The organism is Flavimobilis marinus (assembly GCF_900113055.1).
Taxonomy (GTDB): Bacteria; Actinomycetota; Actinomycetes; order Actinomycetales; family Cellulomonadaceae; genus Flavimobilis; species Flavimobilis marinus.
This window is the reverse complement of sequence record NZ_FONZ01000003.1, coordinates 191,703-216,365: the sequence shown is the minus strand read 5'-3', so window position 1 is coordinate 216,365 and position 24,663 is coordinate 191,703. Positions and strand designations below refer to the sequence as shown.

At 72.9% G+C, this 24,663-nt stretch carries 25 protein-coding genes and 1 tRNA gene; 17 read left to right on the top strand and 9 right to left on the bottom strand.

Going from position 1 to position 24,663, the window contains the following annotated elements:
* The first annotated feature begins 5 nt into the window (after nt 1-5).
* Both cysS and rlmB read left to right on the top strand, forming a co-directional pair.
* On the top strand, nt 6-1,442 hold the full coding sequence (gene cysS / locus BMZ30_RS09690) for a cysteine--tRNA ligase (protein WP_093377967.1): 1,437 nt from the start codon (nt 6-8) through the stop codon (nt 1,440-1,442).
* Nucleotides 1,442-2,449 carry a 23S rRNA (guanosine(2251)-2'-O)-methyltransferase RlmB gene (gene rlmB / locus BMZ30_RS09685; protein ID WP_093377964.1) on the top strand — a complete coding sequence of 336 codons (1,008 nt, stop codon included), beginning with the start codon at nt 1,442-1,444 and terminating at the stop codon, nt 2,447-2,449. Before cysS ends, rlmB begins: the two co-directional genes overlap by 1 nt.
* A gap of 4 nt (nt 2,450-2,453) precedes the next feature.
* Here the strand turns inward: rlmB and BMZ30_RS09680 are convergent, their stop codons facing one another.
* The 4 genes from BMZ30_RS09680 to otsA form a co-directional block, all read right to left on the bottom strand.
* Entirely contained in the window at nt 2,454-3,695 is a 1,242-nt protein-coding gene (locus BMZ30_RS09680; RefSeq protein ID WP_093377962.1) for a DUF4032 domain-containing protein, read from the bottom strand.
* Between the two features lie 123 nt (nt 3,696-3,818).
* Complete coding sequence (locus BMZ30_RS09675) at nt 3,819-4,943, bottom strand: ABC transporter ATP-binding protein (protein ID WP_093377958.1); 1,125 nt, start codon at nt 4,941-4,943, stop codon at nt 3,819-3,821.
* Between the two features lie 163 nt (nt 4,944-5,106).
* The gene (otsB, locus tag BMZ30_RS09670) at nt 5,107-5,928 is read right to left on the bottom strand and encodes a trehalose-phosphatase (RefSeq protein WP_093377955.1); all 822 of its coding nucleotides are present in this window, start codon (nt 5,926-5,928) and stop codon (nt 5,107-5,109) included.
* On the bottom strand, nt 5,928-7,511 hold the full coding sequence (gene otsA, locus BMZ30_RS09665; protein ID WP_093377953.1) for an alpha,alpha-trehalose-phosphate synthase (UDP-forming): 1,584 nt from the start codon (nt 7,509-7,511) through the stop codon (nt 5,928-5,930). Before otsA ends, otsB begins: the two co-directional genes overlap by 1 nt.
* A gap of 150 nt (nt 7,512-7,661) precedes the next feature.
* On the opposite strand from otsA, the gene BMZ30_RS09660 reads away from it, so the two are divergent.
* The 5 genes from BMZ30_RS09660 to BMZ30_RS09640 all read left to right on the top strand — a co-directional run bounded on the left by BMZ30_RS09660 (nt 7,662) and on the right by BMZ30_RS09640 (nt 11,452).
* Nucleotides 7,662-9,428 carry a serine/threonine-protein kinase gene (locus tag BMZ30_RS09660; protein WP_093377950.1) on the top strand — a complete coding sequence of 589 codons (1,767 nt, stop codon included), beginning with the start codon at nt 7,662-7,664 and terminating at the stop codon, nt 9,426-9,428.
* A gap of 40 nt (nt 9,429-9,468) precedes the next feature.
* A complete protein-coding gene (locus BMZ30_RS13765; protein ID WP_177191342.1) occupies nt 9,469-9,996 on the top strand; it encodes a hypothetical protein in 528 nt (175 codons plus the stop codon).
* Between the two features lie 53 nt (nt 9,997-10,049).
* Nucleotides 10,050-10,865: a DsbA family protein gene (locus tag BMZ30_RS09650; RefSeq protein ID WP_093377945.1), complete on the top strand. Its 816-nt coding sequence runs from the start codon at nt 10,050-10,052 to the stop codon at nt 10,863-10,865.
* A gap of 88 nt (nt 10,866-10,953) precedes the next feature.
* A tRNA-Thr gene (locus BMZ30_RS09645) sits at nt 10,954-11,026 on the top strand.
* 123 nt (nt 11,027-11,149) lie between these two features.
* Nucleotides 11,150-11,452: a putative quinol monooxygenase gene (locus BMZ30_RS09640; protein WP_093378582.1), complete on the top strand. Its 303-nt coding sequence runs from the start codon at nt 11,150-11,152 to the stop codon at nt 11,450-11,452.
* A gap of 21 nt (nt 11,453-11,473) precedes the next feature.
* Here BMZ30_RS09640 and BMZ30_RS09635 read toward each other — a convergent pair whose 3' ends face one another.
* Both BMZ30_RS09635 and BMZ30_RS09630 read right to left on the bottom strand, forming a co-directional pair.
* Nucleotides 11,474-12,259, bottom strand: a complete 786-nt coding sequence (locus BMZ30_RS09635; RefSeq protein WP_093377943.1) for an ABC transporter ATP-binding protein — start codon at nt 12,257-12,259, stop codon at nt 11,474-11,476.
* An 88-nt stretch (nt 12,260-12,347) separates the two neighbouring features.
* The gene (locus BMZ30_RS09630) at nt 12,348-13,013 is read right to left on the bottom strand and encodes a response regulator (protein ID WP_229828740.1); all 666 of its coding nucleotides are present in this window, start codon (nt 13,011-13,013) and stop codon (nt 12,348-12,350) included.
* Nucleotides 13,014-13,052: 39 nt separating this feature from the next.
* Here BMZ30_RS09630 and BMZ30_RS09625 point away from each other — a divergent pair, with 39 nt between their 5' ends.
* The 5 genes from BMZ30_RS09625 to BMZ30_RS09605 all read left to right on the top strand — a co-directional run bounded on the left by BMZ30_RS09625 (nt 13,053) and on the right by BMZ30_RS09605 (nt 17,057).
* Nucleotides 13,053-14,267: a sensor histidine kinase gene (locus tag BMZ30_RS09625; protein WP_093377940.1), complete on the top strand. Its 1,215-nt coding sequence runs from the start codon at nt 13,053-13,055 to the stop codon at nt 14,265-14,267.
* A 278-nt stretch (nt 14,268-14,545) separates the two neighbouring features.
* Nucleotides 14,546-14,953 (top strand): hypothetical protein, encoded by a 408-nt coding sequence (locus tag BMZ30_RS09620; protein WP_093377938.1) that lies wholly within the window; start codon nt 14,546-14,548, stop codon nt 14,951-14,953.
* 107 nt (nt 14,954-15,060) lie between these two features.
* Nucleotides 15,061-15,681 (top strand): signal peptidase I, encoded by a 621-nt coding sequence (locus BMZ30_RS09615; RefSeq protein ID WP_093377935.1) that lies wholly within the window; start codon nt 15,061-15,063, stop codon nt 15,679-15,681.
* Nucleotides 15,678-16,508 carry a hypothetical protein gene (locus BMZ30_RS09610; protein WP_093377933.1) on the top strand — a complete coding sequence of 277 codons (831 nt, stop codon included), beginning with the start codon at nt 15,678-15,680 and terminating at the stop codon, nt 16,506-16,508. The genes BMZ30_RS09615 and BMZ30_RS09610 overlap by 4 nt, the downstream gene beginning before the upstream one ends.
* A 129-nt stretch (nt 16,509-16,637) precedes the next feature.
* On the top strand, nt 16,638-17,057 hold the full coding sequence (locus tag BMZ30_RS09605; RefSeq protein ID WP_093377930.1) for a hypothetical protein: 420 nt from the start codon (nt 16,638-16,640) through the stop codon (nt 17,055-17,057).
* 150 nt (nt 17,058-17,207) lie between these two features.
* Here BMZ30_RS09605 and BMZ30_RS09600 read toward each other — a convergent pair whose 3' ends face one another.
* Nucleotides 17,208-18,110 (bottom strand): SGNH/GDSL hydrolase family protein, encoded by a 903-nt coding sequence (locus BMZ30_RS09600; protein WP_093377928.1) that lies wholly within the window; start codon nt 18,108-18,110, stop codon nt 17,208-17,210.
* Nucleotides 18,098-18,880 carry a uracil-DNA glycosylase gene (locus BMZ30_RS09595; RefSeq protein ID WP_093377926.1) on the bottom strand — a complete coding sequence of 261 codons (783 nt, stop codon included), beginning with the start codon at nt 18,878-18,880 and terminating at the stop codon, nt 18,098-18,100. Before BMZ30_RS09595 ends, BMZ30_RS09600 begins: the two co-directional genes overlap by 13 nt.
* A gap of 162 nt (nt 18,881-19,042) precedes the next feature.
* Between BMZ30_RS09595 and BMZ30_RS09590 the strand changes: the two genes are divergently transcribed.
* The 5 genes from BMZ30_RS09590 (at nt 19,043) to BMZ30_RS09570 (ending at nt 23,114) form a co-directional block, all read left to right on the top strand.
* Nucleotides 19,043-19,327, top strand: coding sequence for a DUF3263 domain-containing protein (locus tag BMZ30_RS09590; protein WP_093377923.1), 285 nt, complete (start codon nt 19,043-19,045; stop codon nt 19,325-19,327).
* Nucleotides 19,328-19,397: 70 nt separating this feature from the next.
* Nucleotides 19,398-20,033 (top strand): LytR C-terminal domain-containing protein, encoded by a 636-nt coding sequence (locus tag BMZ30_RS09585; protein WP_177191341.1) that lies wholly within the window; start codon nt 19,398-19,400, stop codon nt 20,031-20,033.
* 77 nt (nt 20,034-20,110) lie between these two features.
* Nucleotides 20,111-21,688, top strand: coding sequence for a phytoene desaturase family protein (locus BMZ30_RS09580; RefSeq protein ID WP_093377918.1), 1,578 nt, complete (start codon nt 20,111-20,113; stop codon nt 21,686-21,688).
* Nucleotides 21,685-22,596, top strand: a complete 912-nt coding sequence (locus BMZ30_RS09575; protein ID WP_177191340.1) for a serine hydrolase domain-containing protein — start codon at nt 21,685-21,687, stop codon at nt 22,594-22,596. The genes BMZ30_RS09580 and BMZ30_RS09575 overlap by 4 nt, the downstream gene beginning before the upstream one ends.
* Nucleotides 22,593-23,114: a hypothetical protein gene (locus BMZ30_RS09570; RefSeq protein ID WP_093377913.1), complete on the top strand. Its 522-nt coding sequence runs from the start codon at nt 22,593-22,595 to the stop codon at nt 23,112-23,114. Before BMZ30_RS09575 ends, BMZ30_RS09570 begins: the two co-directional genes overlap by 4 nt.
* On the opposite strand, the gene BMZ30_RS09565 is transcribed toward BMZ30_RS09570, so the two are convergent.
* On the bottom strand, nt 23,111-24,466 hold the full coding sequence (locus BMZ30_RS09565) for a glycoside hydrolase family 15 protein (RefSeq protein ID WP_093377910.1): 1,356 nt from the start codon (nt 24,464-24,466) through the stop codon (nt 23,111-23,113). The genes BMZ30_RS09570 and BMZ30_RS09565 overlap by 4 nt on opposite strands.
* Nucleotides 24,467-24,663 lie beyond the last annotated feature (197 nt).

The following is a 24,663-nucleotide window of genomic DNA, read 5'->3' as shown; positions in this document are numbered from 1 at the left end:
CCCACGTGAGTCTTCGTCTGTACGACACCGCCACGCGCGAGGTGCGCGCCTTCGTCCCCCGGCAACCGGGAACGGTGGGCATCTACCTCTGTGGCGCCACCGTGCAGGGACACCCCCACGTGGGGCACATGCGGGCGGCCGTCGCGTTCGACGTCCTGGTGCGCTGGCTGCGCCGCGGCGGGCTCGACGTCACCCTGATCCGCAACGTGACCGACATCGACGACAAGATCCTCGCGAAGTCCACCGAGGCAGGGCGGCCGTGGTGGGCGCACGCAGCGCTGCACGAGCGCGCGTTCTCCGAGGCCTACGACGCCCTCGGGGTGCTGCCGCCGACGTACGAGCCCCGCGCCACGGGGCACGTCACGGATATGGTCGCGCTGATGGAGCGTCTCGTCGAGCGCGGTCACGCCTACGTCGCGAGCCCGGGCAACGTGTACTTCGACGTGCGCTCGTGGCCGGACTACGGCTCGCTCACCAACCAGCGCCTGGAGGACCTCACGGTCGCGGCCGACGCCGAGGGCGAGGTCTCCGAGAAGCGCTCGCCCCGCGACTTCGCGCTCTGGAAGGCCAACCGCCCCGGGGAGCCCGCAACCGCGTCGTGGCCCACCCCGTTCGGCCCCGGGCGCCCGGGCTGGCACCTCGAGTGCTCCGCGATGGCGCACCGCTACCTGGGCTCGGCGTTCGACATCCACGGCGGCGGTCTCGACCTGCGGTTCCCGCACCACGAGAACGAGCAGGCGCAGTCCCACGCGGCGGGCGACGAGTTCGCCGGGCTGTGGATGCACAGCGCGTGGGTCACCCAGGGCGGCACCAAGATGAGCAAGTCGCTCGGCAACGGGCTGCTCGTCTCCGAGCTGCTCGCGTCGACGCCCGCCGTCGTCGTGCGGTACGCGCTGGTCAGCGTGCAGTACCGGTCGATGCTCGAGTGGACCCCGGACACGCTCAGCGAGGCCGAGGCCACGTGGGAGCGGCTCGACGGGTTCGTGCGCCGGGCGACCGAGCGCGTCGGCGAGGTCCCCGCGGCCGAGATCGCCGCCGCGGCCCTCCCTGACGCGTTCGTCGCAGCGATGGATGACGACCTCAACGTGCCGGCCGCGCTCGCGACCGTGCACGAGGTCCTGCGGGCCGGCAATACCGCCCACGCGGACGCCGACGACGCGGCCCTGTTTGCCGCCGTCGTCTCCCTGCGGGCGATGCTCGCGGTGCTGGGCCTGGACCCGGTCCGGTGGGCGACCACGCAGGGCGACGACCGGGCGGCGACCGCCCTGGCGGCGCTGGTGGCCGCTGAGCTGGAGGCGCGCACCCAGGCGCGCGCTGCACGAGACTTTGCGACGTCGGACGCGATCCGCGACCGACTGGCGGCTGCAGGCGTCGTCGTCGAGGACTCCTCGACGGGCCCGCGGTGGAGCCTGGCGAACCGACACACCGAGGACGTGGACTGATGGCAGGAAACTCGCAGCGCCGTGGCGCTGTCCGCAAGGCAGGCTCCAAGAAGGGCGCCCAGGTCGGCACCGGCGGGCACGGGCGCAAGTCGCTCGAGGGCCGCGGCCCGACGCCCAAGGCCGAGGACCGCCCCTACCACCCGGCCGGGAAGCGCAAGATCGCGGCCGAGCGCCAGGGCGGACGCCCCCAGGGCGCTGGCAAGGCGGTCGCCGGTCGCGGCGCGAACCCGAAGAGCCGCCAGGCGTCCCGGGCGAGCAAGACCGGCAACGAGGTCGTGGCCGGACGCAACTCCGTCCTCGAGGCGCTGCGCGCCGAGATCCCCGTCGCCGCCGTCTACATCGCCTCGCGCATCGAGGCCGACGACCGCACGCGCGAGATCCTGCAGATCGCGTCCGGGCGTGGGTACAACCTGCTCGAGATCGGCAAGCCCGAGCTCGACCGCATGACCGACGGCGCCGTGCACCAGGGCGTCGCGATCACGGTCCCGCCGTACGAGTACCGCGAGCTCGACGACCTGCTCGACGCCGCGGAGCTGTCCGGGCTCCCGCCCCTGATCGTCGCGCTCGACGGCGTCACGGACCCCCGCAACCTCGGCGCCGTGCTGCGCTCCGCCGGCGCGTTCGGCGCGCACGGCGTGCTCGTCCCCGAGCGCCGCTCGGCGGGCGTGACGGCGTCGGCGTGGAAGGTGTCCGCCGGTGCGGCCGCGCGCGTCCCCGTCGCCCGCGCCACCAACCTGGTGCGTGCGCTCGAGGAGTGCAAGAAGGCCGGCTGCTTCGTGGTGGGCCTCGACGCGGGTGGCTCGGTCGAGGTGGGAAACCTGCAGTTCGGGTCGGACCCGCTCGTGCTCGTCGTCGGCTCGGAGGGCAAGGGCCTGTCCCGCCTCGTCTCCGAGACGTGCGACGTGATCGCGTCGATCCCGATCGGCTCCGAGACGGAGTCGCTCAACGCGGGCGTCGCCGCCGGCATCTCGCTTTACGAGGTCGCGCGGCTGCGCCGGGACTCCTGACCCGTCAAAGGCCTTCCTGCTTGGAGCCCGGCGGCAGGCCGAGGATCGCCTGCTCGTCGGGGCGGTGCCGCAGCACGTTCTCGACGTAGCTGGCGGTCGCCTCGAGCATCGGGACGTCGCGCTGCTGCTGCTGCGAGATGTACCAGCGGTGGTCGAGGATCTCGTGGAACATCTGCGCCGGCTCGAGCTTGCCGCGCAGCTCCCGGGGCACGGACCGCACGGTGGGCTCGAAGACCTCGGTGAGCCAGTCGTGGGCGACGAACTCCTGGTCCTCGTTCTGCCGGTCGAGGGCGGCCCGGTACTCGTCGAGGTCGTTGAGCATGCGCCGCGCCTGGTTCTCCTGCGCGTCGAGGCCCGTGAGGTGCAGCAGGCGCCGGGAGTGGTGCCCGGCGTCGACGACCTTCGGCTGGATGCGCACCGAGGTGCCGCCGAGGTCCGTGGTGATCTCGAGCTCGCCGACGTCGAAGCCCAGGGAGTTCAGCCGGTCGATGCGCGCAGCGACGCGCCACCGCTCCCCGACATCGAACGACTCCTCGTCGGTCAGTGCCGTCCACAGCTCGTTGTACCGCTCGACGAGGGCGTCACCGATCGCGATGGTGTCGACCATGTCGTCGAGCAGCTCGCCCGCGGCGAGGTCCATGAGCTCGCCGATGATGTTGGTGCGCGCGAGGTCGACGTCGTAGTTGCGCTGGCCCGGGCTGAGCTTCTGGTGCAGGTCGCCGGTCTCGGCGTCGACGAGGTACGCCGCGAAGGTCTCGGCGTCGCGCCGGAACAGGGTGTTCGACAGCGACACGTCACCCCAGTAGAAGCCCACCAGGTGCAGGCGGACCAGGAGCACCGCGAGGGCGTCGATGAGGCGCGTGGCGGTCTCGGGACGCAGGGCGTGGCTGAACAGCGCGCGGTACGGCAGCGAGAACTGCAGGTGCTTGGTGATCAGCACGGCCTCGAGGCGCTCGCCGTTGACGTCCTGGCGCCCGGTGATGACGCCGACGGGCTCGACGCTGGGCACGTCGATGCGGCCGAGCTGGCGGAGCAGCTCGTACTCGCGGTAGGCGACGGACTCGCCGATCTCCTTGATGGCGATGACGCCGCTACGCATGCGGACGAACCGCACCACGTGCCGCGAGATACCTCGGGGGAGCGCGGCAAGGCGCTCGTCGGGCCACTGCTCGAGCGGGATCTCCCACGGGAGGTCGAGGAGGTCGGGGTCCGGGGAGGACGCCGTGATCTGGAGACTCTGGGCCACGAAGGGTCCTACTTTCTCGGTCGTGCGCGCGCGCTGACTCTCAGGATAGGCGGTCCGCCACGCGCGACGAGGGGCGACCAGGTCTGTGCCTGGTCGCCCCTCGTCCTCATGCTGCGGAGCGCGTCAGCTCTCGAGGCGCTTGCCGGACCCAGCGCCGAACACGTGCTCCTCGCCGGGGCGGATCGCGACGTAGATGCGCTCGCCCTTGGCGGGCACGTTGCGCGGGTCGACGCGGACGATCAGCTGGTCGTCGCCAGCGCCCGAGTGGACGTCAGCACCGGCGAGGTCGCCCTTGAGGGTGCCGTAGACGAACGCGTCGGAGCCGAGCTCCTCGACGATGTTGACCTCGACGGGGAACGCCGAGGCGTCCGCCTGCGAGACCACGTCGAGCGACTCGGGACGGAAGCCGAGCACGATCTTGCCGTCGTCCTCGGGGATCATGCCCGCGACCGCGGCGCGCGAGATCGGGATGCGTGCCGGGCCGACCTCGGCCACGCCGCCGTTGACCTTGAACGTGCCGAGGTTCATGGCGGGGGAGCCGATGAAGCCGGCGACGAACACGTTCGCCGGGGTGTCGTACATGTCGCGCGGTGTGCCGACCTGCTGCAGGAGGCCGTCCTTGAGGACCGCGATGCGGTCGCCCATGGTGAGGGCCTCGGTCTGGTCGTGCGTGACGTAGACGGTCGTGACGCCGAGGCGGCGCTGGAGCGACGCGATCTGCGTACGGGTCTGGACGCGGAGCTTGGCGTCGAGGTTCGACAGCGGCTCGTCCATGAGGAACACCTGGGGCTGACGCACGATGGCGCGGCCCATGGCGACACGCTGACGCTGACCACCGGAGAGGGCCTTCGGCTTGCGGTCCAGGTACTCGGACAGGTCGAGGATCTTGGCGGCCTCCTCGACGCGCTGACGGATGTCAGCCTTCGGGGTGCCGGCGATCTTCAGGGCGAAGCCCATGTTGTCCGCGACGGTCATGTGCGGGTACAGCGCGTAGTTCTGGAACACCATCGCGATGTCCCGGTCCTTGGGCTGGACATCGGTGACGTCGCGGTCGCCGATCATGATGCGGCCCTGGTTGACGTCCTCCAGGCCGGCGAGCATGCGCAGCGAGGTCGACTTCCCACAGCCCGAGGGGCCGACGAGGACGAGGAACTCGCCGTCCTCGATGTGGAGGTCGAGGGCGTCGACGGCGGGGCGCTCGGTCCCCGGGTAGACGCGGGTTGCCTTGTCAAAAGTGACAGTAGCCATGACAGGTGTGTCCCTTCACCGGCAGGTACGTGCCGGACGATCCGTTGTGAAGAGTGCCAGGAAGCGTCTCAAGTTGTCAGCGCTGACACAGCCCACCAGCTCTGGTGGGGCCAGGGCCATCCTGCCACAGTCGGTGACGCGCGTCGCTCCCGAAGGTCCCGGGTCAGGCTTCCGTGGGCCGCACCGCGGCCGCGATGGCGGCCAGGACGACGGCGGCGTCCTCGGGAGTCTCGACGCGGAAGCGCGCCGCGGTCTCGCCCGGCCCGACCTTGACGGTGAGGTCGTCGTCGCAGAGCGCCTCGAAGGCGCGCTCGTCGGTGACGTCGTCGCCCATGTAGAACACCGCGCTCGCGCCGAGCTCGTCGCGCAGCGCCGCGAGGGCCTTGCCCTTGGACGTCTCGAGGACCGCGACCTCCACGACGTCCTTGCCCTGCATCGGCGCCAGCTCGAGCTCGGCCGCGATCTCGAGGGCGCGCTCGGTGACGGCCGCAGCGTCCTCGGGGGCGGCGAGGCGCGTGTGCAGCACCGCCGCCGACGGCTTGTGCTCCACCCACGCCCCGTCCACGCCGGCGACGGAGCCCTCGAGCCCGGCGATCAGGGCTGCCAGAGCGGTCCGCTGGGCGTCGGACAGGTCGAGCGGCACGCGCGCGACGTCGGGCAGGTGCTGGGAGGCGCTGTGCCGCGGGCTGCGGGAGCGCACGACGCCGCGCTCGGCCCCGTGGCTGCCGACGAGGAGCGTGCCGGCGGGCGCGCGGGAGACCTCGGCGAGGGCGTCCAGGTGCCGGCCGGAGACGAGGGCGAGCGTGACGCCGTCGGACGCGGCGAGCTGGTCGAGCGCCGTCTGCCCGGCGGCGGTGGCCCGCGAGGCTGCGGGGTCGTCCACGAGGGGGGCGAGCACGCCGTCGAAGTCGGTCGCGACGAGCAGCGGCGCCCCGCGCGCGGCGAAGGCCTCGACGGCGGCGGCGAGGTCCGGGGCCAGGGCCATCAGGAGTCCTCCCCGTCCAGGACGTCGTGCGGCTCGGGTTCGCGCGCGTCGGCGTCGTAGGACCGTTCGCGGTCCGGGAAGCGGCTCGGCAGGGCGGTCAGGACGCCGAGGAACGTCTGCGACCAGCGGGCGACGTCGTTCTCCAGGACCGCGCGGCGCAGGCGGCGCATGCGCTTGCGCGACTCGCGCGGCTCCATCGTCGCGGCGCGGACCATGATGTCCTTGAGACCGTCGATGTCGTGCGGGTTGCACAGCAGCGCCCCGCGGCCGAGCTCGTCGGCAGCGCCGGTGAACTCCGAGAGCACGAGCACGCCCTGGTCGTCCGAGCGGGCCGCGACGTACTCCTTGGCCACGAGGTTCATGCCGTCTCGCAGCGAGGTCACGAGCATGACGTCGGCCGCGAGGTACAGGGCGGCCATCTCCTCCGCCGGGTAGGAGTGGTGCATGTAGTTGATCGCGCTGTGCCCGATCTCCCCGTACTCGCCGTTGATCCGCCCGACGAGACCCTCGACGTCCTCCCGCAGCTGCTGGTAGGCGTCGACGTTCTCCCGGCTGGGGCTCGCCACCTGGACCAGGGTGGCGTCGGTGACGGTGAGGCGCCCGTCGGCCAGCAGCTCGCCGTAGGCCTTGATGCGGTGCCGGATGCCCTTGGTGTAGTCGAGGCGGTCGACGCCGAGCATCATGACGCGCGGGTTGCCGAGCTCGGCGCGGATCTCGCGCGCCCGGGCCTGCACCTCGGGGGTCTGCGCGAGGGCGTCGAAGTGCGCGGAGTCGATCGAGATGGGGAACGCTGCGGCGCGGACGTGCCGGGCGGGCATGTCGCGGCGGGCCTCGTCGTCGGTGACCGTGATCATCTGCCCGCGGGTGGTCAGGTCGGTCAGGCGGCGCACGGCGCGGATGAAGTTGGCGGCGTCCCCAGCGCGCTGGAAGCCCACGAGGTCGGCACCCAGAAGGCCCTGGACGACCTGGCGGCGCCAGGGGAGCTGGCTGAAGATCTCGAGCGGGGGGAAGGGGATGTGGTTGAAGAACCCGATGCGCAGGTCGGGCCGCATCTCGCGCAGCATGGCCGGCACCAGCTGCAGCTGGTAGTCGTGCACCCACACGACGGCGCCCTCCTTGGCCAGGGCGGCGGCCTTCTCGGCGAAGCGGCGGTTGACCTTGCGGTACGCCTCCCACCACTGGCGGTGGAACGACGGCGGCGCGATCACGTCGTGGTAGAGCGGCCACAGCGTGTCGTTGGAGAAGCCCTCGTAGTAGAGCTCGATCTCGGCGGCCGAGAGCCCCACGGGCACGCAACGGATGTCGTCGGCGTCGAACGGGTCGTCCTCGGTGTCGGCCGCGCCGCTCCACCCCACCCAGGCGCCCTCGGACGCGCGCATCATCGGGCCCAGGGCCGTGACCAGGCCGCCGGGGGACCGCTTCCAGGAGATGGCGCCGTCGTCGTCGGTCGTGAAGTCGACCGGGAGCCGGTTGGCGACGACGACGAGGTCGTAGCGCTCGTCGGGAGTCGTGTCCGGGACGGCCCGCCCGGCCTCGGTCTCGGCCTCGCCGGAAGATGCCTGCTGGGTCTCGTTGTCCGCCACGGTTCGGAGTTCACCACTTTGCTTGTTGTTGACCTCGGGTCCGGGTCCGAGACTACCGCCGGGCTCCTGGCGCCGCTCGGGAAACGTCGCACCGCCCACCGGGGGCGTGTGCTCCCGCCGCCGGCGCGGGGTTCGGGCTAGCGTGCCGACATGGAACGCCACACGAAGCGCCCAGGCGACGAGGTCGGCGGCTACCACGTGGTCGAACGGCTCGGGTCAGGGGCAGCTGGCACCGTCTACCGCGCCGTCGACGGCGGCGGGGACGCGGTCGCCCTCAAGCTCCTGCACCGCGCCTACGCGGTGACCGACGGCGCCCGCGCCCGGCTGCTCCGCGAGGTCGCGGCCCTGCAGAAGGTCACGCACCCCGCGATCGCGCGGGTGCTCGACGCGGAGGCGGACGCCGACGACGCGTTCATCGTCACTGAGCTCGTCGACGGTCCGAGCCTCGAGGACGAGGTCATGGGCGGCGGGCCGCTCGACGCCGACGACCTGTACGAGCTCGCGGCCCAGCTCGCGGAGGCCCTGCACGCGGTGCACGACGCCGACCTGCTGCACCGCGACGTGAAGCCCAGCAACATCCTCGTGGCCGACAACGGGCCCGTGCTCATCGACTTCGGGATTGCCCAGGGGCTCGACGACGCGCGGGTCACCTCGACCGGGTTCGTCATGGGGACCCCGGGGTACCTCGCACCCGAGATGCTCGACGGCGCGGAACCGTCCGCTCAGGGGGACTGGTGGGGGTGGGCCGCGTCGCTCGCGTACGCCGCGACCGGCCGGGCGCCCTTCGGGGTCCGCCCGCTCGACGTCGTGCTCTCCCGGGTGCGCGCCGGCGTCGTCGACCTCGACGGGCTCGGGCCGGTGACGACCGCCGCGCTCGCGGGCGCGCTCGACGTCGACCCGGACCAGCGCCTGGGGCCCGACGAGGTCGTGACGATGCTGCGGCAGGCGGCCCAGTCGGGCGAGGTTAGCACCGCGCTGCTCCCGACCCCACCGGTCGTGCCGGCGGCGGCTCCGGCTGCCGGCACGGTTCCCCTCGCCGCCCCTGCACCTGTCGGCCACGGTGACGTCGGCGAGCAGGCGGGCGAGCAGGCCGGGGAGGGCACGGCCATCCTCACGACGTCGGGCACGACCCGGATGCTCGACGTCGACGCCGGCGACGGCACGCTGCTGCTCGACACGCACGGGCGTCCGGGCGACCCGGTGCTCGGGGAGGACGCCGGCGACGGGCAGGGTGAGGGCTACCCGCTCGACTACGAGCCGCGCCCGCTCGACGAGACCGGGTACGTCCGGCCCGTGCACCGGCGCAGGCCGGTCGCGATCCTGGCGCTCGCGGTCCCGGCCGTAGCCGCGGCGACCCTATACCCCGCGCTCACCGCCGTCGTCGTGCTCGTCCTGCTGTTCCTCGTACGCACCGTCGGCGTGGCGGCCGAGGCCCTGCACGACCGGCGCGAGGACCGTGGCGTGCGGCGCAGCGACGGCTGGCGCGCCGCCGTGCTGCTGCCCTGGCACGCGCTCCGGGCGCTCGGCGGCCTGGTGCCCTCGGTGCTCGTCGCGGCCAGCGCAGGCGTCGTCGTGCTCGGCACCTCGTGGTGGCTGCTGCAGACCAACCAGTGGGTCGTCGCTCCGCTCGAGGGAGCCGACGCCACGGCCGCCGGGACGCAGAACGCGCCGTGGGTGTTCAGCGCGGCGCTCGCGGTGACGGCGGCCCTCGTGCTGCTGCTGCTGTGGTTCGGGCCCCTGTCCCGGATGACGCGGGTGGGCGCCCGGACGGTGCTCGGCCACGTGGCGCCGGGTGCCGTCGGCACGGCGTTCGTGGTGATCGTGGCCCTCGCGCTCGCGGCCCTGTTCGGGCTGTGGATCGCGGTGGACAAGCCGGTCGAGTGGTGGCCGTTCACGGGCCCGCCCGACCTGTCCTGACCCGCCGCACCGGCTCAGCCAGATGCCGTAGCCTGGCCGCGTGGTGACCGGGACCCAGCGAGCCAGAGCCGACCGCGCCGTGCGGCACGGCTCCCTCGTGCTGGGCGCCGTCGTCGCCGGTGCCGTGACGCTGCTCGCGGGGCTCGGTGCGCTGGGAGAACGAGGGATCGCCCTCGTTCACCACTGCGTCGCGGGCACGGGCAGCTTCGCCTGGTGGGGCACGCGCCTGGCGATGGTCCGGCACTCCGACACGTGCCCGGAGGGCACGCTCGCCCTGGGCGGGGCGCCCGACGACGTCGCTGGCGTCATCGCCGCCGTCGCCCTTCCCGTCGTGGTCCTGCACGGGCTCGCCGGCCTCGGTGCGCTCGGAGCCGGGCGCCACCTCGCCCGGTGCTTCCGGCAGCTGGCGCGCCTCGTCCGGCCGAGCCTGGCGCTGCGTCCGGCTCGAGCCCTCGTGGCCGTGCGCCGCGAGCCGCGGTGGCGCGACGCCGTCGTGCTCCCCGTGGTGCGCACCCTGCTGCTCGCCGGCGCCCAGGGGCGCCGTGGTCCGCCGCTCGTCGCGGCCTGACCCCTGCCCCGCGCGACCGCGCACCCGCACCACCCAGATCGAGGAGCACCACCATGGCCCGTCCCCCCGCCATCAACGACAAGCGCGAGGCAGCCCGCCAGGAGGCGGCCCGCCTGCGCGCCGCCCAGGAGCGGCGCGACAAGCGCAACCGGTTCATCGCGATCGGCGTGATGGTCGTCGCGCTGCTCGCGTTCGTCGGCGTCGTCGTCTTCATCCTGCAGGACTCCAAGAAGCCGCCACTCGAGGGCGTGTCCACGCCGACGGCCGCGACCGAGAACGGTGGCATCGTCACGACCACCGAGACTGGCGTCGACAGCTCCGAGGCGGTCGAGGTCGGCGTGTACCTCGACTACATGTGCCCGATCTGCGCCCAGTTCGAGTCCATCAACGGCGAGTCCCTCGACGCCCTCAACGAGACGGGCAAGATCAAGCTCGTGATGCACCCGGTGTCGATCCTCGACAGGTTCTCCGAGGGCACCGAGTACTCGACCCGTGCCGCCGCAGCCGGCGCGTACGTCGCGGACCAGGCGCCGGAGAACTTCGTGGACTTCAATGCCGCGATGTTCGCCAACCAGCCTGCCGAGGGCAGCACCGGGCTGACGAACGAGCAGATCGCGGACATCGCGCGTGCCGCCAACGTCCCCGAGGACGTCGCGGGCGCGATCGCCGACGGCACCGCCGACGAGGCGTTCCGCGACTGGGTCGAGGGCGCGACCGAGCTCGCCACGAGCGACCCGAACGTCGCGGGCGAGCGCGGCTTCGGTACGCCGACCATCACGATCGACGGCAAGCGCTGGGAGGGCGACTGGCGCGTCGACGGCGCCATCGAGGCAGCCGTGGACGAGATCGCGGGCACGCCCGCGGAGTGATCGGTCTGCCCGTCGGCCGGTGCCTCTCGGGGCGCCGGCCGACGGGTAAACTCGTCGCGGCGTCGGGCCTGCACGGGCCCGCCGACCCGCCGCCTTAGCTCAGCTGGTAGAGCATCCGTCTTGTAAACGGAAGGTCATCGGTTCGAACCCGATAGGCGGCTCCGGTTCTGCTCGTCGCGCCCGCGCGCGGGCGCTGACGCCTTGCGGGCGACGCCAGCACAGTCCTGCTCGGCATGGCCGAGCAGGACTGTGCTGTGTCGGTGCCCTGCCCTAGCGTGTGGGGCATGACCTTCGCGAATGTGGGAACCCTTGGTGCCGTCCCCGGACAGCGCGACGCGCTCGTCGCCCAGCTGGTCCAGCGCAACGACGCGCTCGCTGGCGCCGGCTGCCTGGCCTACGAGGTCGGCGTCAGCGCCGACGCGCCGGACACGGTCTTCGTGATGGAGCTGTGGGAGACCGCGGAGGCCCACCAGGGCTCCCTCGCGCTGCCAGAGGTCCAAGCGTCCATCGCCGCCGCGCGTCCGTTGCTGTCGGGGGAGTTCGGGGGCTTCCGCTTCGACGTCGTCGGCTCGCCGCTGCGGGACTGAGCGGGCGCTACGGCGCCACGGCTACGCGCGCAGCACCCGGTTGGCGGCGACCGCCTCCGGCAGCGCCTCGACGATCGCGCGAGTGTCCGGGTGGCTCGGCGCGCGCAGGATGTCGCGCAGGGCGCCGGACTCGACCAGGCGTCCCTCGGACAGGACGTGCACCGAGTCGGTGAGCTGGTCGAGCAGCGCCAGGTCGTGCGAGGCGACGAGCATCGCGATCTCGTGCTCGGCAGCGTGGGCGCGAAGGTCGCGGGCGATCTCCTCGCGCATGGTGGGGTCGACGGCGGTGAGCGGCTCGTCGAGCAGCAGCACGTCGGGCCGGGTCGCCAGCGCGCGCGCGATCGCGAGCCGCTGGCGCTCGCCCCCGGAGAGCGTCTGGATCGTGCGGGTGGCGAAGCGGATGGGCAGCCCCACCCCGAGCAGCGCGCCCTCGACGTCGCTGTTGGTCGAGCGTCCGGCGCGTCGCGCCTGGGTGAACGCATCGGTGAGGGTCTTCTCGACCGTGCGGTGCGGATCGATGCCGGTGAGCCCGTTCTGGTGCACCGTGCGCAGGCGGGCCTTGACGGCCTTGCGGTGGTGCGGGGCCTTCGACGTCACCTTGACGCCGTTGAGCGTGACCTGACCGAGCGTGGGCCGGGCGTGCCCGCCGAGGATCTCGACGAGGGTGGACTTGCCGACGCCGGACAGGCCGAGCAGGCCCACGGCCTCGCCCCGGCGCAGCGACAGGCTGAGGTCGTCCAGCACGGGCGGTCCGCCGTAGCCGGCCCGCAGGCCGCTCGCGGCGAAGATCACGGGCGTGCTGCTCATCCGGGTGGCGCTCCTCAGGTCGTGGTGGGCGGCCGACGGCGCCGCTCCTGTGGTCAACGTACGCCGGGCCCGCAGAGTTCCGGCGTCGTCAGGCCGTCCCGGTCTCCTCGATCAGGCGCAGCGCCGCAGTGACGCGCGGGTTGCGCGTGGGGTTCGCGTCGATGCCGAGGGTCGCGTAGATCGCGTTGACGTGGTTCTGCACGGACTTCTCCGTGATGCCGAGCCGCTCCGCGATACCCGCGTTCGACAGCCCCGCAGCGATCTGCCGCAGCACCTCGTACTGCCGGTCCGTGAGCTTCGCGACCGCCGTCCCCACGCGCGGAGTCATCTTGTCGAGGAGCGACGGGTCCAGCGTGCTGCCGCCGGCGGCGGCGACGCGGATCGCGTGCAGCAGGCCCTCGGAGTCGTTGGTCGACGTCTTCGACAGGTAGCTCCAGCCGCCCGCGACGTCCTTGGGCAGGTCGAGCATGAGGTCCATGGCGTTCTGCGCGCTCAGCAGCACCACCCGCAGGTTCGGGTCCGCGCGGCACAGCATCACGCCCAGGGCGATGCCGTTGCCGTCGGGCAGGTCGATGTCGAGCAGCACGACGTCGACCTTGCGCGGCTTGATCGCGACCCGCGCGTCGGTCACGGTGGCCGACGACGAGACCAGCGTGAGGTCGTCGGCGCCCCGGATCACCTGCTCGAGCATGCTCCGAAAGAGGGTGTGGTCCTCGACCACCGCGACGCGCGTCACTCCGTGGGTGTTGTTCACAAACTCATTATCGGTTCGTCACGACCCGATAATGAATCCATGGAGCTCCATGGCATCCGGCTGACCCGGGCAGACCTGCGTCGCGACCGCCTTGCGATGGCCGGCGCGACGGCGGGGATCCTCAGCGTGGTGTTCGTCCTGGGGTCGATCCACAACGGGCTGCTCGCGTCGCTGACCTCCGACGCCTCGCTCGCGTCGATGCTGCACCGCGTGCTGGCCGGCGTCATCGGCACGGGGCTCATGGTGCTGTTCAACATCGTGTTCGGCGTCGAGCGGGCCACGACCGTGTGGACGGCGATGCAGTCGGTGCTCCCCGCCGCGTTCCTGGCGAGCGTCGCGCGCGCCGAGGTGCTGTTCTTCCTCAACGTCCGGCCCGCGGAGGACCTGGCCGTGTGGGCGTCGGAGTTCGCCGGCGGTGCATTGTTCTGCATGGCTGGCGGCCTGCTCGCCTTCCTGTACATGCGCAGCCAGCGACTGCTGCGGATCGAGGAGCGCCACGCCGCCGTCGTCGAGGTCCAGCGCGAGCTGGCGCTGCGCACGCTCGAGGAGGAGGAGGTGCGGGTGCGGCGGTCGATCGCCGAGGGCCTGCACGGGTCGCTCCAGCAGCGCCTCGTCATCCAGGCGGTGCGGATCGACCTGATGATCGCGGAGGCGCGCAAGCGTGGGCACGACGCCGACGCCGTCAGCCCCCTGGTGGCGCTGCGGGACGACATCGAGGAGATCCGCGAGCACGACGTGCGCGAGATGAGCCGGATGCTCTACCCCGAGGGCCTCGAGCTCGGCGTCGTCCCCGCGTTGCGCTCGCTCCTGCGCCGGCTCCCGCCGGGCATCGGCACGGCCCTCGAGGTGTCCGACGCCGCGCGCGTGGTGGACGATCCCGTGTCCTCCGTGATCACGAGCCCGGACAGGTTGCTCGCGGTCCGGGTGGTCGAGGAGGCCATCACGAACGCGCTGCGGCACGGGCGGGCGACCCGCGTCGTCGTGCGAGTCGACCACGACGGCGAGGCGCTCAGGCTCACGGTCGCCAACAACGGACGCCCGCTCCCGGCCGACGCGGCCGAGCGACGCTCCGGGACACAGCGCATCGACGAGCGGCTCGCGCTCGTGGGCGGCTCGATCGAGCTCGTCAGCCCGCCGCCGCTCTCCGCCGACGGCGCCGACGACTTCGTGCCGACGCGGGAGACGAGCGTCGAGCTGCGGGCGCGGATCCCCCTGACCGTCGCGCGCGACGCCGACGAGCTCGTCGGGCTCTGAGTCCCAGCAGACCGCTTGCAGTCCTTGCAAGCGCTGAGATCGGACGAGGCGCGTGCCGCGTTGGCGCGATTCGTGCTCGACCTTGCAACGATTGATGACCGGATCCGCGCCGGATGAACGGATTTGCCCGACTCGACTTCGTTTCACGGCGGGTGAAGTCTCGCGGTTTTCCTCATACGTCGGGTGCTAGCACCCATGCAAGCCCTGCCCCATTCTTGCAGCCGCTCGTAGGTTGAAGTCCGTCCTCATGGACCCCACCACGACCTTGGAGTACCACCATGGCTTCCAGCAAGAACCGTAAGGCCGCCGCCCTCGCCCTCGCCGTCGTCGGCGTCGCCGGCCTCTCGATCGCGTCCGCCGCGACGCTCAACGTCGGCACCTCGTCGCTCGGCGCCGCGCAGACCATCGTCGAGGCGTGCCAGGAAGACAGCGACCAGATCGCTATCGACTTCACGAACGCCTACTCGTCGACCGTCAAGGGATACACCGTGTCGAGCGTGGATCTCTCCGGCCTGACCGGCTGCGTGGGCCCCGAGATGAACTACCAGATCACGCTCACCAAGGGGGACGGGTCGACGCTTACCGAGCTGACCGGTAAGGGGCTGACTGCCACCAAGAAGATTGCGCTCACGGCCTCGGTGAAGGCAGCTGACGTCGAGGGCGTCGCGGTCGTCATCTACAGCTGACCCGCTGACCTGGGTGCCAACCGGCACCCGACCCCCGCAGTTCGCACCACACCGGATCGGAGCCCGACGCTGTGACCGGAGCAAGCCATGGGACCGGAGCCGTGCGCATGACGCGCCGGCTCCGGTCGGGGCTCGCCACGACGGTCACGCTCGCGTTCATCGCGGGCCTCGTCTACTTCTTCTGGCCCACGACGCTCGGCGGCTGCAGCACCCTGACGATCGTCTCGGGCCAGTCGATGGAGCCGACGTACTACACGGGTGACCTGGTGTGGGCCCGCTGCGGCGAGCCGCAGGTCGGCGACGTCGTCGTCTACGAGCCGGAGGACACCGGCGGCGCCCGGGTCATCCACCGCATCATCGGCGGCGACTCGGACGCCTGGGTCATCCAGGGCGACAACAACTCGTTCATCGATCCCTGGGAGCCCGACAACAGCCAGGTCGTCGGGATCGCGCGGCTCCACATCCCGAACCTCGGCAGCATCGTCTACACGCTCGCCAACCCGTACATCTGGATCTCGCTGTTCCTCCTCGCCGGGGCGATCTACCTCTGGCCGCGGACCGATGACGAGGACGCACCGCAGGCGGAGGGCGAAGGCCACGACGGGCAGGACGCCGGCGCCGCTCTCGCACCCGAGGTCGATGCCTCTGACGCCAGCGTGACCGCGGCAGCCAGCGAGACGTCCAGCGACGACCTCAGCGACACCCCCTCGAGGAGCCCCCAGGCATGAAGCGCACGACGGCACTGATCGCGACGCTGCTCGCGCTCGTCGTCGTCGCTCTGCCCTCCGTTGCCAGCGCTGCTTCGTTGAAGGTCAGCCGCCCTGTGCTGACTACCTTGACTGCTCAGCGGTGCGACGACGCGATAGTGATCAGCCCTAGAAAGGACCAGAGCGAGAACGGCAAGGGGGGCTTGAACGGCTACGACGAGATCAGCACGGGATCGACGAGGAAGTTCGAGGCGCGTGGAGTGGCGCCGAGCTGTGCCGGCAAGAAGATCGAGGCGACTCTGATCGACGCAGACGGGGTGGCGCTCGCGACGCTCGAAGGAAACGCGTCGGCTGGTGGCGCCGTCAATCTGACTGCGAGCAAGGCGGTCTTCCTGCCCGACGTCGGTCGAGCAGCGGCCATCGTCGGTTCCTGGGGCGTTTCCGCGGCGTGGGAGCTCCCGGGGGAGGTCCTTCCGCTGGTGATCTGCAGGACCCGCAATGGGAGCTCGTCTTGTGCGCCTACGGTCGAGATTCTCGGTCGTGGGACGAACGAGTGGTCGTTCAGCATCACGTCGCAGCAGTATTTCCGAGCAGGCGATCGGATGTACGTCAACTTGGCTCGCGTCGGTGCCACTGGCACCCGAGTTCCGTTCCGGGCGGCGAGCGTGGATGTCGACGGCGGTGGTCTGGGATGGCTCGACCCCCGGCCGGCTGAGTACGAGGACTGGCGCTGCGAGTCGGCCATGCTCCTCGTGCTGGTGCCGGGCGTGTACTCGGTGAACCCGGTCGTCATCAAGGGTTACAAGGACGTCCGCTCAGGTGAGGACGTCGTTCCCGGCTGCAACTGACGCACCCGGACACCACCGCGCCGAGCCCTTTTCACCCGGACCAACGTCGCCCTGCCGGTTGTCAGATAGGTGGTAGCACCCACACACTGGTCGTGCGGACATTGGACGTCCGCGGCGAGCGAGGGTGACATGGGACGTACTGCCATCAAGGCACGGGCTGTCGCGAGCATGCTCGCCGGCCTCGGTGCCGCTGGTCTGCTCGGTCTGTCGCTGGCACAGGCGGGGCAGCTCGCCACCCAGGGCGGCCCCATGATCGGCGCGGGCACGAGCTCCGTGACCGCGTGCGCGCCGTCGGAGCTCGAGCTCTCCCACGACGTCGAGTACTCCGCGGACGCGAAGGGCTACGTCCTCGTGGGCGTCGGCGTCGCGACGCCACCCCTCGACTGCGTGGGCAGCACCCTGCGCGTGTCCCTCGCCGACGCGACCGGTGCCCGCATCGCGGAGCTCACCGGCCCCCTCGCCGCGAGCGGCGCGAGCCTCACCCTGGCCGACGGCGGGTCCGTCAGTCTCGACGACGTCGCCACCACGGCGGTCGTCGTCACCGGCTGACCGCCGCGACCCCCCGGCCACCTCACCCCCCGGCCGGGATTGCGCACTTCATGCTGCTCAGAGCAGCAAGAAGTGCGCATTCGCGAGTGGGGGCGGGCGAGGTCGGGGCGAAGAGGCGCGGGCCTGGCCGGGGCAGGCGGCAGTGCCTGCCTAGCGCGGGTCCCGCGGCTCGACCGGGGTCAGGTCCGGGTACTTCGCCGAGCGGAGGTCGCCCGACGACCGACCAGTGAGGCGGCGCTGCGCCCAGGGGTACAGGTGCTCCCGCATCCACTGGGCGTTCTCGCGCGCCCGCAGCGCCCGCGCCACCGCCGGGGCGCCCTCGAGCGGCGTCTCCCACGCGATGTCGTCGGGCTGCTGGCCGAGCGCCACCAGGGCGCCCTGGGCGACGCGGCGGTGCCCCTCGGCGGTGAGGTGGATCCGGTCCTCGGCCCACATCCGCCAGTCGCGGATGAACTGCATGCCCCACAGGTCGAGCACGTGTGCGCCATGGCGTCGGGCGATCGACCAGATGTGCGCGTTATACACGGCGACCCGGCCGCGGGTGACCTTGATGATGGGGGAGTCCGCGGCGTCCACGCCGGTCCCGAGCAGGACGTCGGCACCGGTCGCGCGGATGCGGATCACGGCGTCCTCGAGGTTGCGGGCCATCTCGTCGGGGTCGGCCGACGGACGCAGCATGTCATTGCCGCCGCCGATCATGCTCACGAGGTCCGGCTTGAGCCGCAGCGCCTGGGGGAGCTGGTGCACGAGGATCGGGCGCAGGAGCTTGCCGCGCACCGCGAGGTTCGCGTAGGTGACGTCCGGCGCGCCGGCGGCCTGCGCCCGGCTCGCGAACGTCTCGGCGAGGCGGTCCGCCCAGCCGCGGCACTGCTCCGGGTCGCTCGGGCTGGTGTCCCACAGCCCCTCGGTGAAGGAGTCGCCGATCGCCACGTACCGGGTCCACGGCGCGGGCGGCAGCGTGGAGCTCCGCTCGGTCGAGGCGCGCTCGGTGGTCGGCTGGTCGTCGGGGGTCTGCTCGCTCGGCGCGGTGGGCTCGTCGGTCACAGGGACCATTCTGACCCCGGCGCCGCGGGCAGGCGCCAGTCGACGGGTGGTTCGCCCAGCGCTGCGAGCGCGGTGTTCACCTGGGAGAAGGGCGCCGAGCCGAGGAAGCCGCGCCGCGCCGACAGCGGGCTCGGGTGCGCCGACTCGATGACCGGGTGCCCGGCCAGTGCGCCCGAGAGCTTGCGGGCGTCGTTGCCCCAGAGCACGGCCACGAGCGGCTTCGGGCGGGCCGCGAGCGCCGCGATCGCCTGCGCTGTGACGTCCTCCCAGCCGAGGCCCCGGTGCGCGCCCGGCTCGCCGGACCGCACCGACAGCACGCGGTTGAGCAGCAGCACCCCCTGCTCGGTCCACGCGGACAGGTCGCCCGATGCGGGCGCGGGGACGCCGACGTCGGTGCGCAGCTCCGCCACGATGTTCTGCAGCGAGCGGGGCAACGGCGAGACGTGCCCGCCGACGGAGAAGGCCAGCCCGACGGCGTGCCCCGGCGTCGGGTAGGGATCCTGCCCGACGACGAGCACCCGCACGGCGTCGAACGGTTGCTGGAACGCCCGCAGCACCACAGCCGGACCCGGGAGGACGACGTGGCCTGCGCGGACGTCGTCGGCGCAGGCGCGCAGTGCTCCCTCGAGCGCCGGGGCGACGGGCTCGAGCGCGTCGACCCAGCCGGCGTCGAGCTCGGACCGCCACGACTCGGTGAGCTCGGCGAACCCGGCGGCATCGTCGGGCAGCAGCGGAAGGCTGGGGTCGTGCTGGTCGGTGCTGGCCGGGCGGATCGTCATGATTCTCACCCTAGGACCGCCCGCCGACGCCGTCCTCCCGGCGGTGCTGGGGACGCGCGCGACGGCAGACTGGCGAATGACACCAGTGTCATTCACGGCGTAGCATGGCGGGCGGCGAGCGCCATGCTGGCCGCAGACCACCGCAGCGCGAGGGGAGTGACGATGGGCCACCTGCAGAGCGTCACCGAGGAGCCGTCGGGCCTGAGCGACCGCGACCGCGAGATCCTCGCCTTCGAACGCCAGTGGTGGAAGTACGCCGGCGCGAAGGAGCAGGCCGTCCGCGAGCTCTTCGACCTCTCGGCGACCCGCTACTACCAGGTGCTCAACGCCCTGATCGACTCGGACGCCGCCCTCGAGCACGACCCGATGCTCATCAAGCGCCTCCGTCGTCTGCGCGCCAGCCGACAGCGCGCGCGCTCCGCCCGCCGCCTGGGTGCCGAGGCCTGACGCGCCCCCGGTCGGGTGAACCCGGCCGGTCTGACCCGACTCGCGGCGCGCGGACGGTAGCCTGTCTGGCGTGAACGACTACCCGTACCCGAAGGACGAGTTCGACGAGCCTCCCGCCCCCGGCCAGCCCGTGGGCGTGCACCTGCCTCGTCGCGGGACCTGGGACCGGCTCCGCGCGTTCGTGATCGTGCTCCTGATCGCGTCGCTCCTCGCCTACGGGATCGTGTGGTGGTTCTCCACCCAGACCACCGACAAGGACGACGCCGCGGCGCCGACGACGACGAGCGCCGCACCGGTCGACCCGACGGACGCCGCGACCACGGACGAGGGTACGGAGGAACCGACCGACGAGGGCACGGCGCCCGAGGAGTCGGAGGAGCCGACCGACGAGCCCACCGACGAGGAGACCACGGAGGAGGCCGACGAGCTCGACCGCTCCGTCGCGATCCGCGTCCTCAACTCGACCAGCATCTCCGGCCTGGCCGGGACCGCGGCGGGCGCACTCGTCGACGACGGCTGGAGCGGCGCGGAGGCCGCGAACTTCACGGGCACCCCGCCGTCGGTCACGAGCGTCTGGTACCAGAGCGAGGAGTACGCGGACGAGGCCGAGGCGATCGCCGAGTCGCTCGGCGTCGCGGAGGCCACGCTCGTGGACACGCTGGTCGGTCCCATCTCGGTCATCCTGCGACCCGACTACGCCGGCTGACGCGCCCCGCCTTTCGCGTCCGCAGGACCTCCCCTAGTCTCGGACGAGGCCGGCAGGAGCGAGCGGAGGGCAGGCGCATGCGGAGCAGCACCCAGCCCGACGTCGTCGTCGTCGGTTCCGGTCCCAACGGGCTGGCCGCGGCAGTGACCCTCGCGCGGGCCGGGCTCGACGTCGAGGTCCTCGAGGCCCAGCCGACCCCGGGCGGCGGTGCCCGGACGGCGCCCCTCGGCCTGCGCGGCGTCGTGCAGCGCCGGCCCGGCGCCTCGACGGACCTGATCGCCTCCCTGCCGCACGACCTCTGCTCGGCCGTCCACCCGCTCGGCCTGGCGTCACCGTTCCTGCGGGAGTTCGACCTCGGCGCGCGGGGCGTGGACCTCGCGGTGCCGGAGATCTCCTACGCGCAGCCGCTCGTCGACGGCCCGCACGGACGCGCAGCGATCGCGTACCGCGACCTGGAGCGGACGGTCGACGGCCTCGGCGTGCACGGTCGGGCCTGGCGGCGAACCCTGGCGCCGCTCGTCGCGCACGCGGACGCGGTGGTCGAGCTCACCCTCGGTGACCGGCGTCGGCTGCTGCTCGCCGGGCACCGTCCGGGGGAGTGGACGCCCGAGGCGTCCGTCACCGACCTGCGCGGACCCGACCTGTGGCGCACGCTGCAGGCCACCGCCGCCCTCGGCGCAGGCGTCCTCAACCGGCCCACCGACGGCCCGGCCGGCGCGCTGTTCGCCGGCGTCGCCGTGCACTCCATGTCGCCCATCCGCGGTCCCGTCGCCGGCGCGACCGGCCTGCTGCTCGCGACCCTCGGGCACAGCGTCGGGTGGCCTGTGCCGGTCGGGGGGTCCCAGGCGATCGCCGACGCGCTGCTCGTCGACCTCGAGGCGCACGGCGGGCGCGTGCACACGGACCGGCGCGTGGCGCGGCGCGCGGACCTCCCGCCCGCCCGCGACTACGTCTTCGACACGGCGGTCCCTGCCGTGCTCGCGTCGCTCGGCGACGAGCTGCCCGCGCACGTGCGGGCGCAGCTGCGCCGGTTCCGGCACGGCCCCGGTGCGTCCACCGTGACCCTCGTGCTGGACGGTCCCATCCCGTGGGCCGACCCCGACGTGGCGCGCTCCGGCACGGTGCACGTCGCGGGGACCGCCGACGAGATCGCGCGCGCCCAGGCAGAGATCCGCGCTGGCCGCGACCCGGAGCTCCCCATGGTCCTGCTGGGAGACCCGGTGGTGGTCGACCCCGCACGTGAGCGCGACGGGCTGCGCGCCGTGTGGACGTATGCGCACGTCCCGTCGGGCTCCACGACCGACATGACCGAACGCGTGATCGCGCAGATCGAACGGTTCGCCCCCGGCGTGCGGGATCGCGTCGTGGCGACGCGTTGCATCCCCGCCGGGCGACTGCCCGAGCACGACGAGGCGATGGTGGGCGGGGACATCTCGCTCGGTGCGGTCACCGCGTGGCAGATGCTCGCGCGGCCCCAGGTGGCGTGGGACTCGCACTACCTGGGAGAGGTCCGGGGCGGCGCCGGCGCGTACCTCGGGTCGTCCGCCGCGCTGCCAGGCCCGGGGGTGCACGGCATGGCGGGCTGGGCGGCCGCGCGCAGCCTGCTGACCCGCCGCGGGATCTCGCTGCCGAGCATCGCGCCGGACGCCGCGTGAGCCTGCGGACCAGCCGCGCCGTGCGCGTGACGGGCCGGGACGGCGCGGTGTCCCACGCCGAGCACGGTCCGTGGCACGCGGCCGACGCGCTCGCGTCCTGGGGCTCCGTCTCGAAGGTCATGGTCGCCGCCGTGGCCCGCGCGCTCGTCGAGTCCCGCGCGCTGGCGTGGTCGACGACCGTGGCGGAGGTGACGGGCGACGCGGTCCCCGACGGCGTCACGATCGGCGCGCTCGTCGAGCACAGGTCCGGGCTTCCGCGACTGCTGCCCGAGCAGGCGCGCATGATCCGCGACCCCTACGGGCCCTACACCAATGCCCGGTTCGACGACGAGGTCCTGCCGCGGCTCGCATCCCTCGTCGGTCTCGTACCGGGCGAGCCCGAGTACTCGAACCTCGGGTACGCCGTGCTGACGCGGGTGCTCGAGCGCTCCCAGGGCGCTCCATGGGTCGAGCTGCTGCGCGACGTCGTCGTCGAACCCGCCGGGCTGCCGCGTGAGGCAGTGACGCTGACGCCCGGGCCCGACGCCGTCCGCGCTCGGGGGGTCTTGGGCGGCGTGCTCGAGGAGTGGGATCTGTCGACCGGGCCGTTCTCCGGAGCGGGCGGCCTGTGGGCGAGCATTGCGACCATGACCACTCTTGCCGGAACCGCTCTGGATCCGGGCTCGCTGCTCGACCCGCTCTCGGGACGCACCGCCTGGGTCGACGACCGTCCTCGGTTCTGGCACAACGGCGCGACCCTGCGCTCGGGTGGGATCGTCGTCGTCGACGTCGAGGCCGGAACGGTGACCGCCGCCCACACCGTGGGTGGGCTGCCCACCTCGAACGCGACCCAGGCTGAGAAGCTCGTGGCCGACCTCCTCGGCCGGGGCGCGCCGGGGGCCGCAGGTCCGACGGCGAGCGCGTCATGAGCAGCTCAGCACACCGGGTCGCCTACGCCTCCGTCGCCGACGGGACGCTCATCCTCGGTCATCCGTCCGGGACCCATGTCGCGCTGACGCATGACCGGGTCCGCGCGCTCGATCCGTCGTCCGAGGGTCCCGTCGTGCTCTGGGACGTCCCGTGGGAGGAGGTGAGCGCGCTCGCCGTCGAGGCGCCCGAGTCGCGCGTCAGGCACCCGGGACGGCTGACCGGATCGATCATGGGGCTCGCGACGGCGGCCGGTCTCGACTGGGAGCCAGCGACCGCCCCCGTACGCGTCCGCGCAGAGACTGCAGGGGCCGTGCTCGAGGCGGAGTGCGTGGGATACGTGGGTCGCGGGTACCACCGGCCTCGGGCACGAACGCTTGCGGCACTGATCGACCCGCTCGTCGCGGACGAGGGCGTGCGGGCACAGCTCGCGGATCCCGTCGCCCTCTTGACCCGGGTGGTCGCGGCGTCGGGGGCGGCCACCGAGGATGAGATCCGGGACCGCCTCGCAACGGGCTAGCTGGTCTCCAGGCGGGCCAGCGTGAGCAGCACGGTCGCGTTCGTCCAGGCGAGCGGGGCGACCGCCGCCGGCTCGCCGTCCGCGAGCACCTTCTCCGGGAGCGAGCCCGTCGCCGTGCGGTGCTCGCTGAGCCACGCCAGCCAGCGCTCGGCGCCGCCCGGGTCGTCCTGGTGCGCCGCCGCGAGCGCGTACAGCGCGGTCTCGGGCGTCCACGAGATACCGTCCTCGCGCCAGCTGCCGCCCGGCGAGAGCCCGCCAGCGGGACGCAGCATGGCCTCGACCGAGTCCTCCCAGGCGGCGACGGCGCCGTCGAGCGCGGGGGAGACGAAGGGCGGCAGCGCGAAGGTCGTGGCGGCGTCGGACGCCCCGCCACGGATCGAGCGCGGGTAACCCTGGGCGCCGAAGGTCCGCTCGATCGCCACGCGCAGACGGCGCGCGCCCGCGTCGGCCCGCGCCGCCTGCTGGGGCTCGCCGATCGCGGCGTACAACCGTCCGGCCGCCTCGAGGCCCGCGAGGAGCGGGGCGGCGGTGCCGAGCGTGAGCGCGTCCTCGTGCACCTCCCAGTAGTCCGGCGAGGCCGGCGGCAGGCCGCTCGGGCGGTCGATCAGGGTGAGGATCCGGTCCGTCGACCGGTCGAGCATCGGGCGGAACCGCCCGGCGACCTCGGCGGCGGTGCGCCGGGGCGTCGGGGCGCCCCGCTCCGGGGCCGAGGTCGCGGCGTCGGCGACCTGCCCCAGGGACCACAGCACCCACCCGGTGCCGTCCGTCTGCGAGGCCCGCTCGTCCGGGGGGCCCGAGCCGTCGATGAGGTAGCGGGCCTCGAAGGTGCCGTTGTCGCCCTGCACCCGGGCGAGGAAGTCGAGCACGCCGACGGCGTCGTCCTGGTGGTCGGACCAGGCGAGGGCCGCGGCGCCGAACGAGTTGTCGCGCGGCCAGGCGTAGGCCCACCGCGGGTGTGCCGCCGCCACGAGGGCCCCGTCCGCGCGGACGAGGGCGCGGATCTCCAGCAGGGCGCGGCGCGCCATCCCCTCGTGCGAGGTGCCCGCACCGGGCAGGGTCCCCGCGGCGAGCCACTCGAGCTGCTCGCGGGCGAGGCGCTCGGCGCCCACGCGGGCACCCGCGGGCGCATCGGGTCCGGGGGCCAGGACGATCGTGCCCTCGATCACCTCGACGGGCTGGTGCGCGGGCACGGTGACGACGGCGCCGGTGTGGTCGACCGCGATCCCGTCGAGGTAGAGGTCGATGTGCAACGGGGCCGGCGCTCGGGTCGCGAACCAGACGGCGGTGGCGCCCAGCGCGCACGCGAGTGCGACGACCAGGCCCACGACCCGGCGGAGCACTGGCCTTGGCATGCGCCCGACCCTACCGAGTCCGCGGGCGCGTCCGGTCGGGGGGTGATCCACCACTCCGCCGGGGCTTCGCCATGGGCTTAGTCCACCCGGCGCAGGTTTGGTTGCACTCGGGCACGGAGAGTGCCAATAATGGCGTTAGCACTCTCGCGCCCCGAGTGACAGCACGTGCCGGGTCGCGAGCAGTGGAAAGCAAAGGT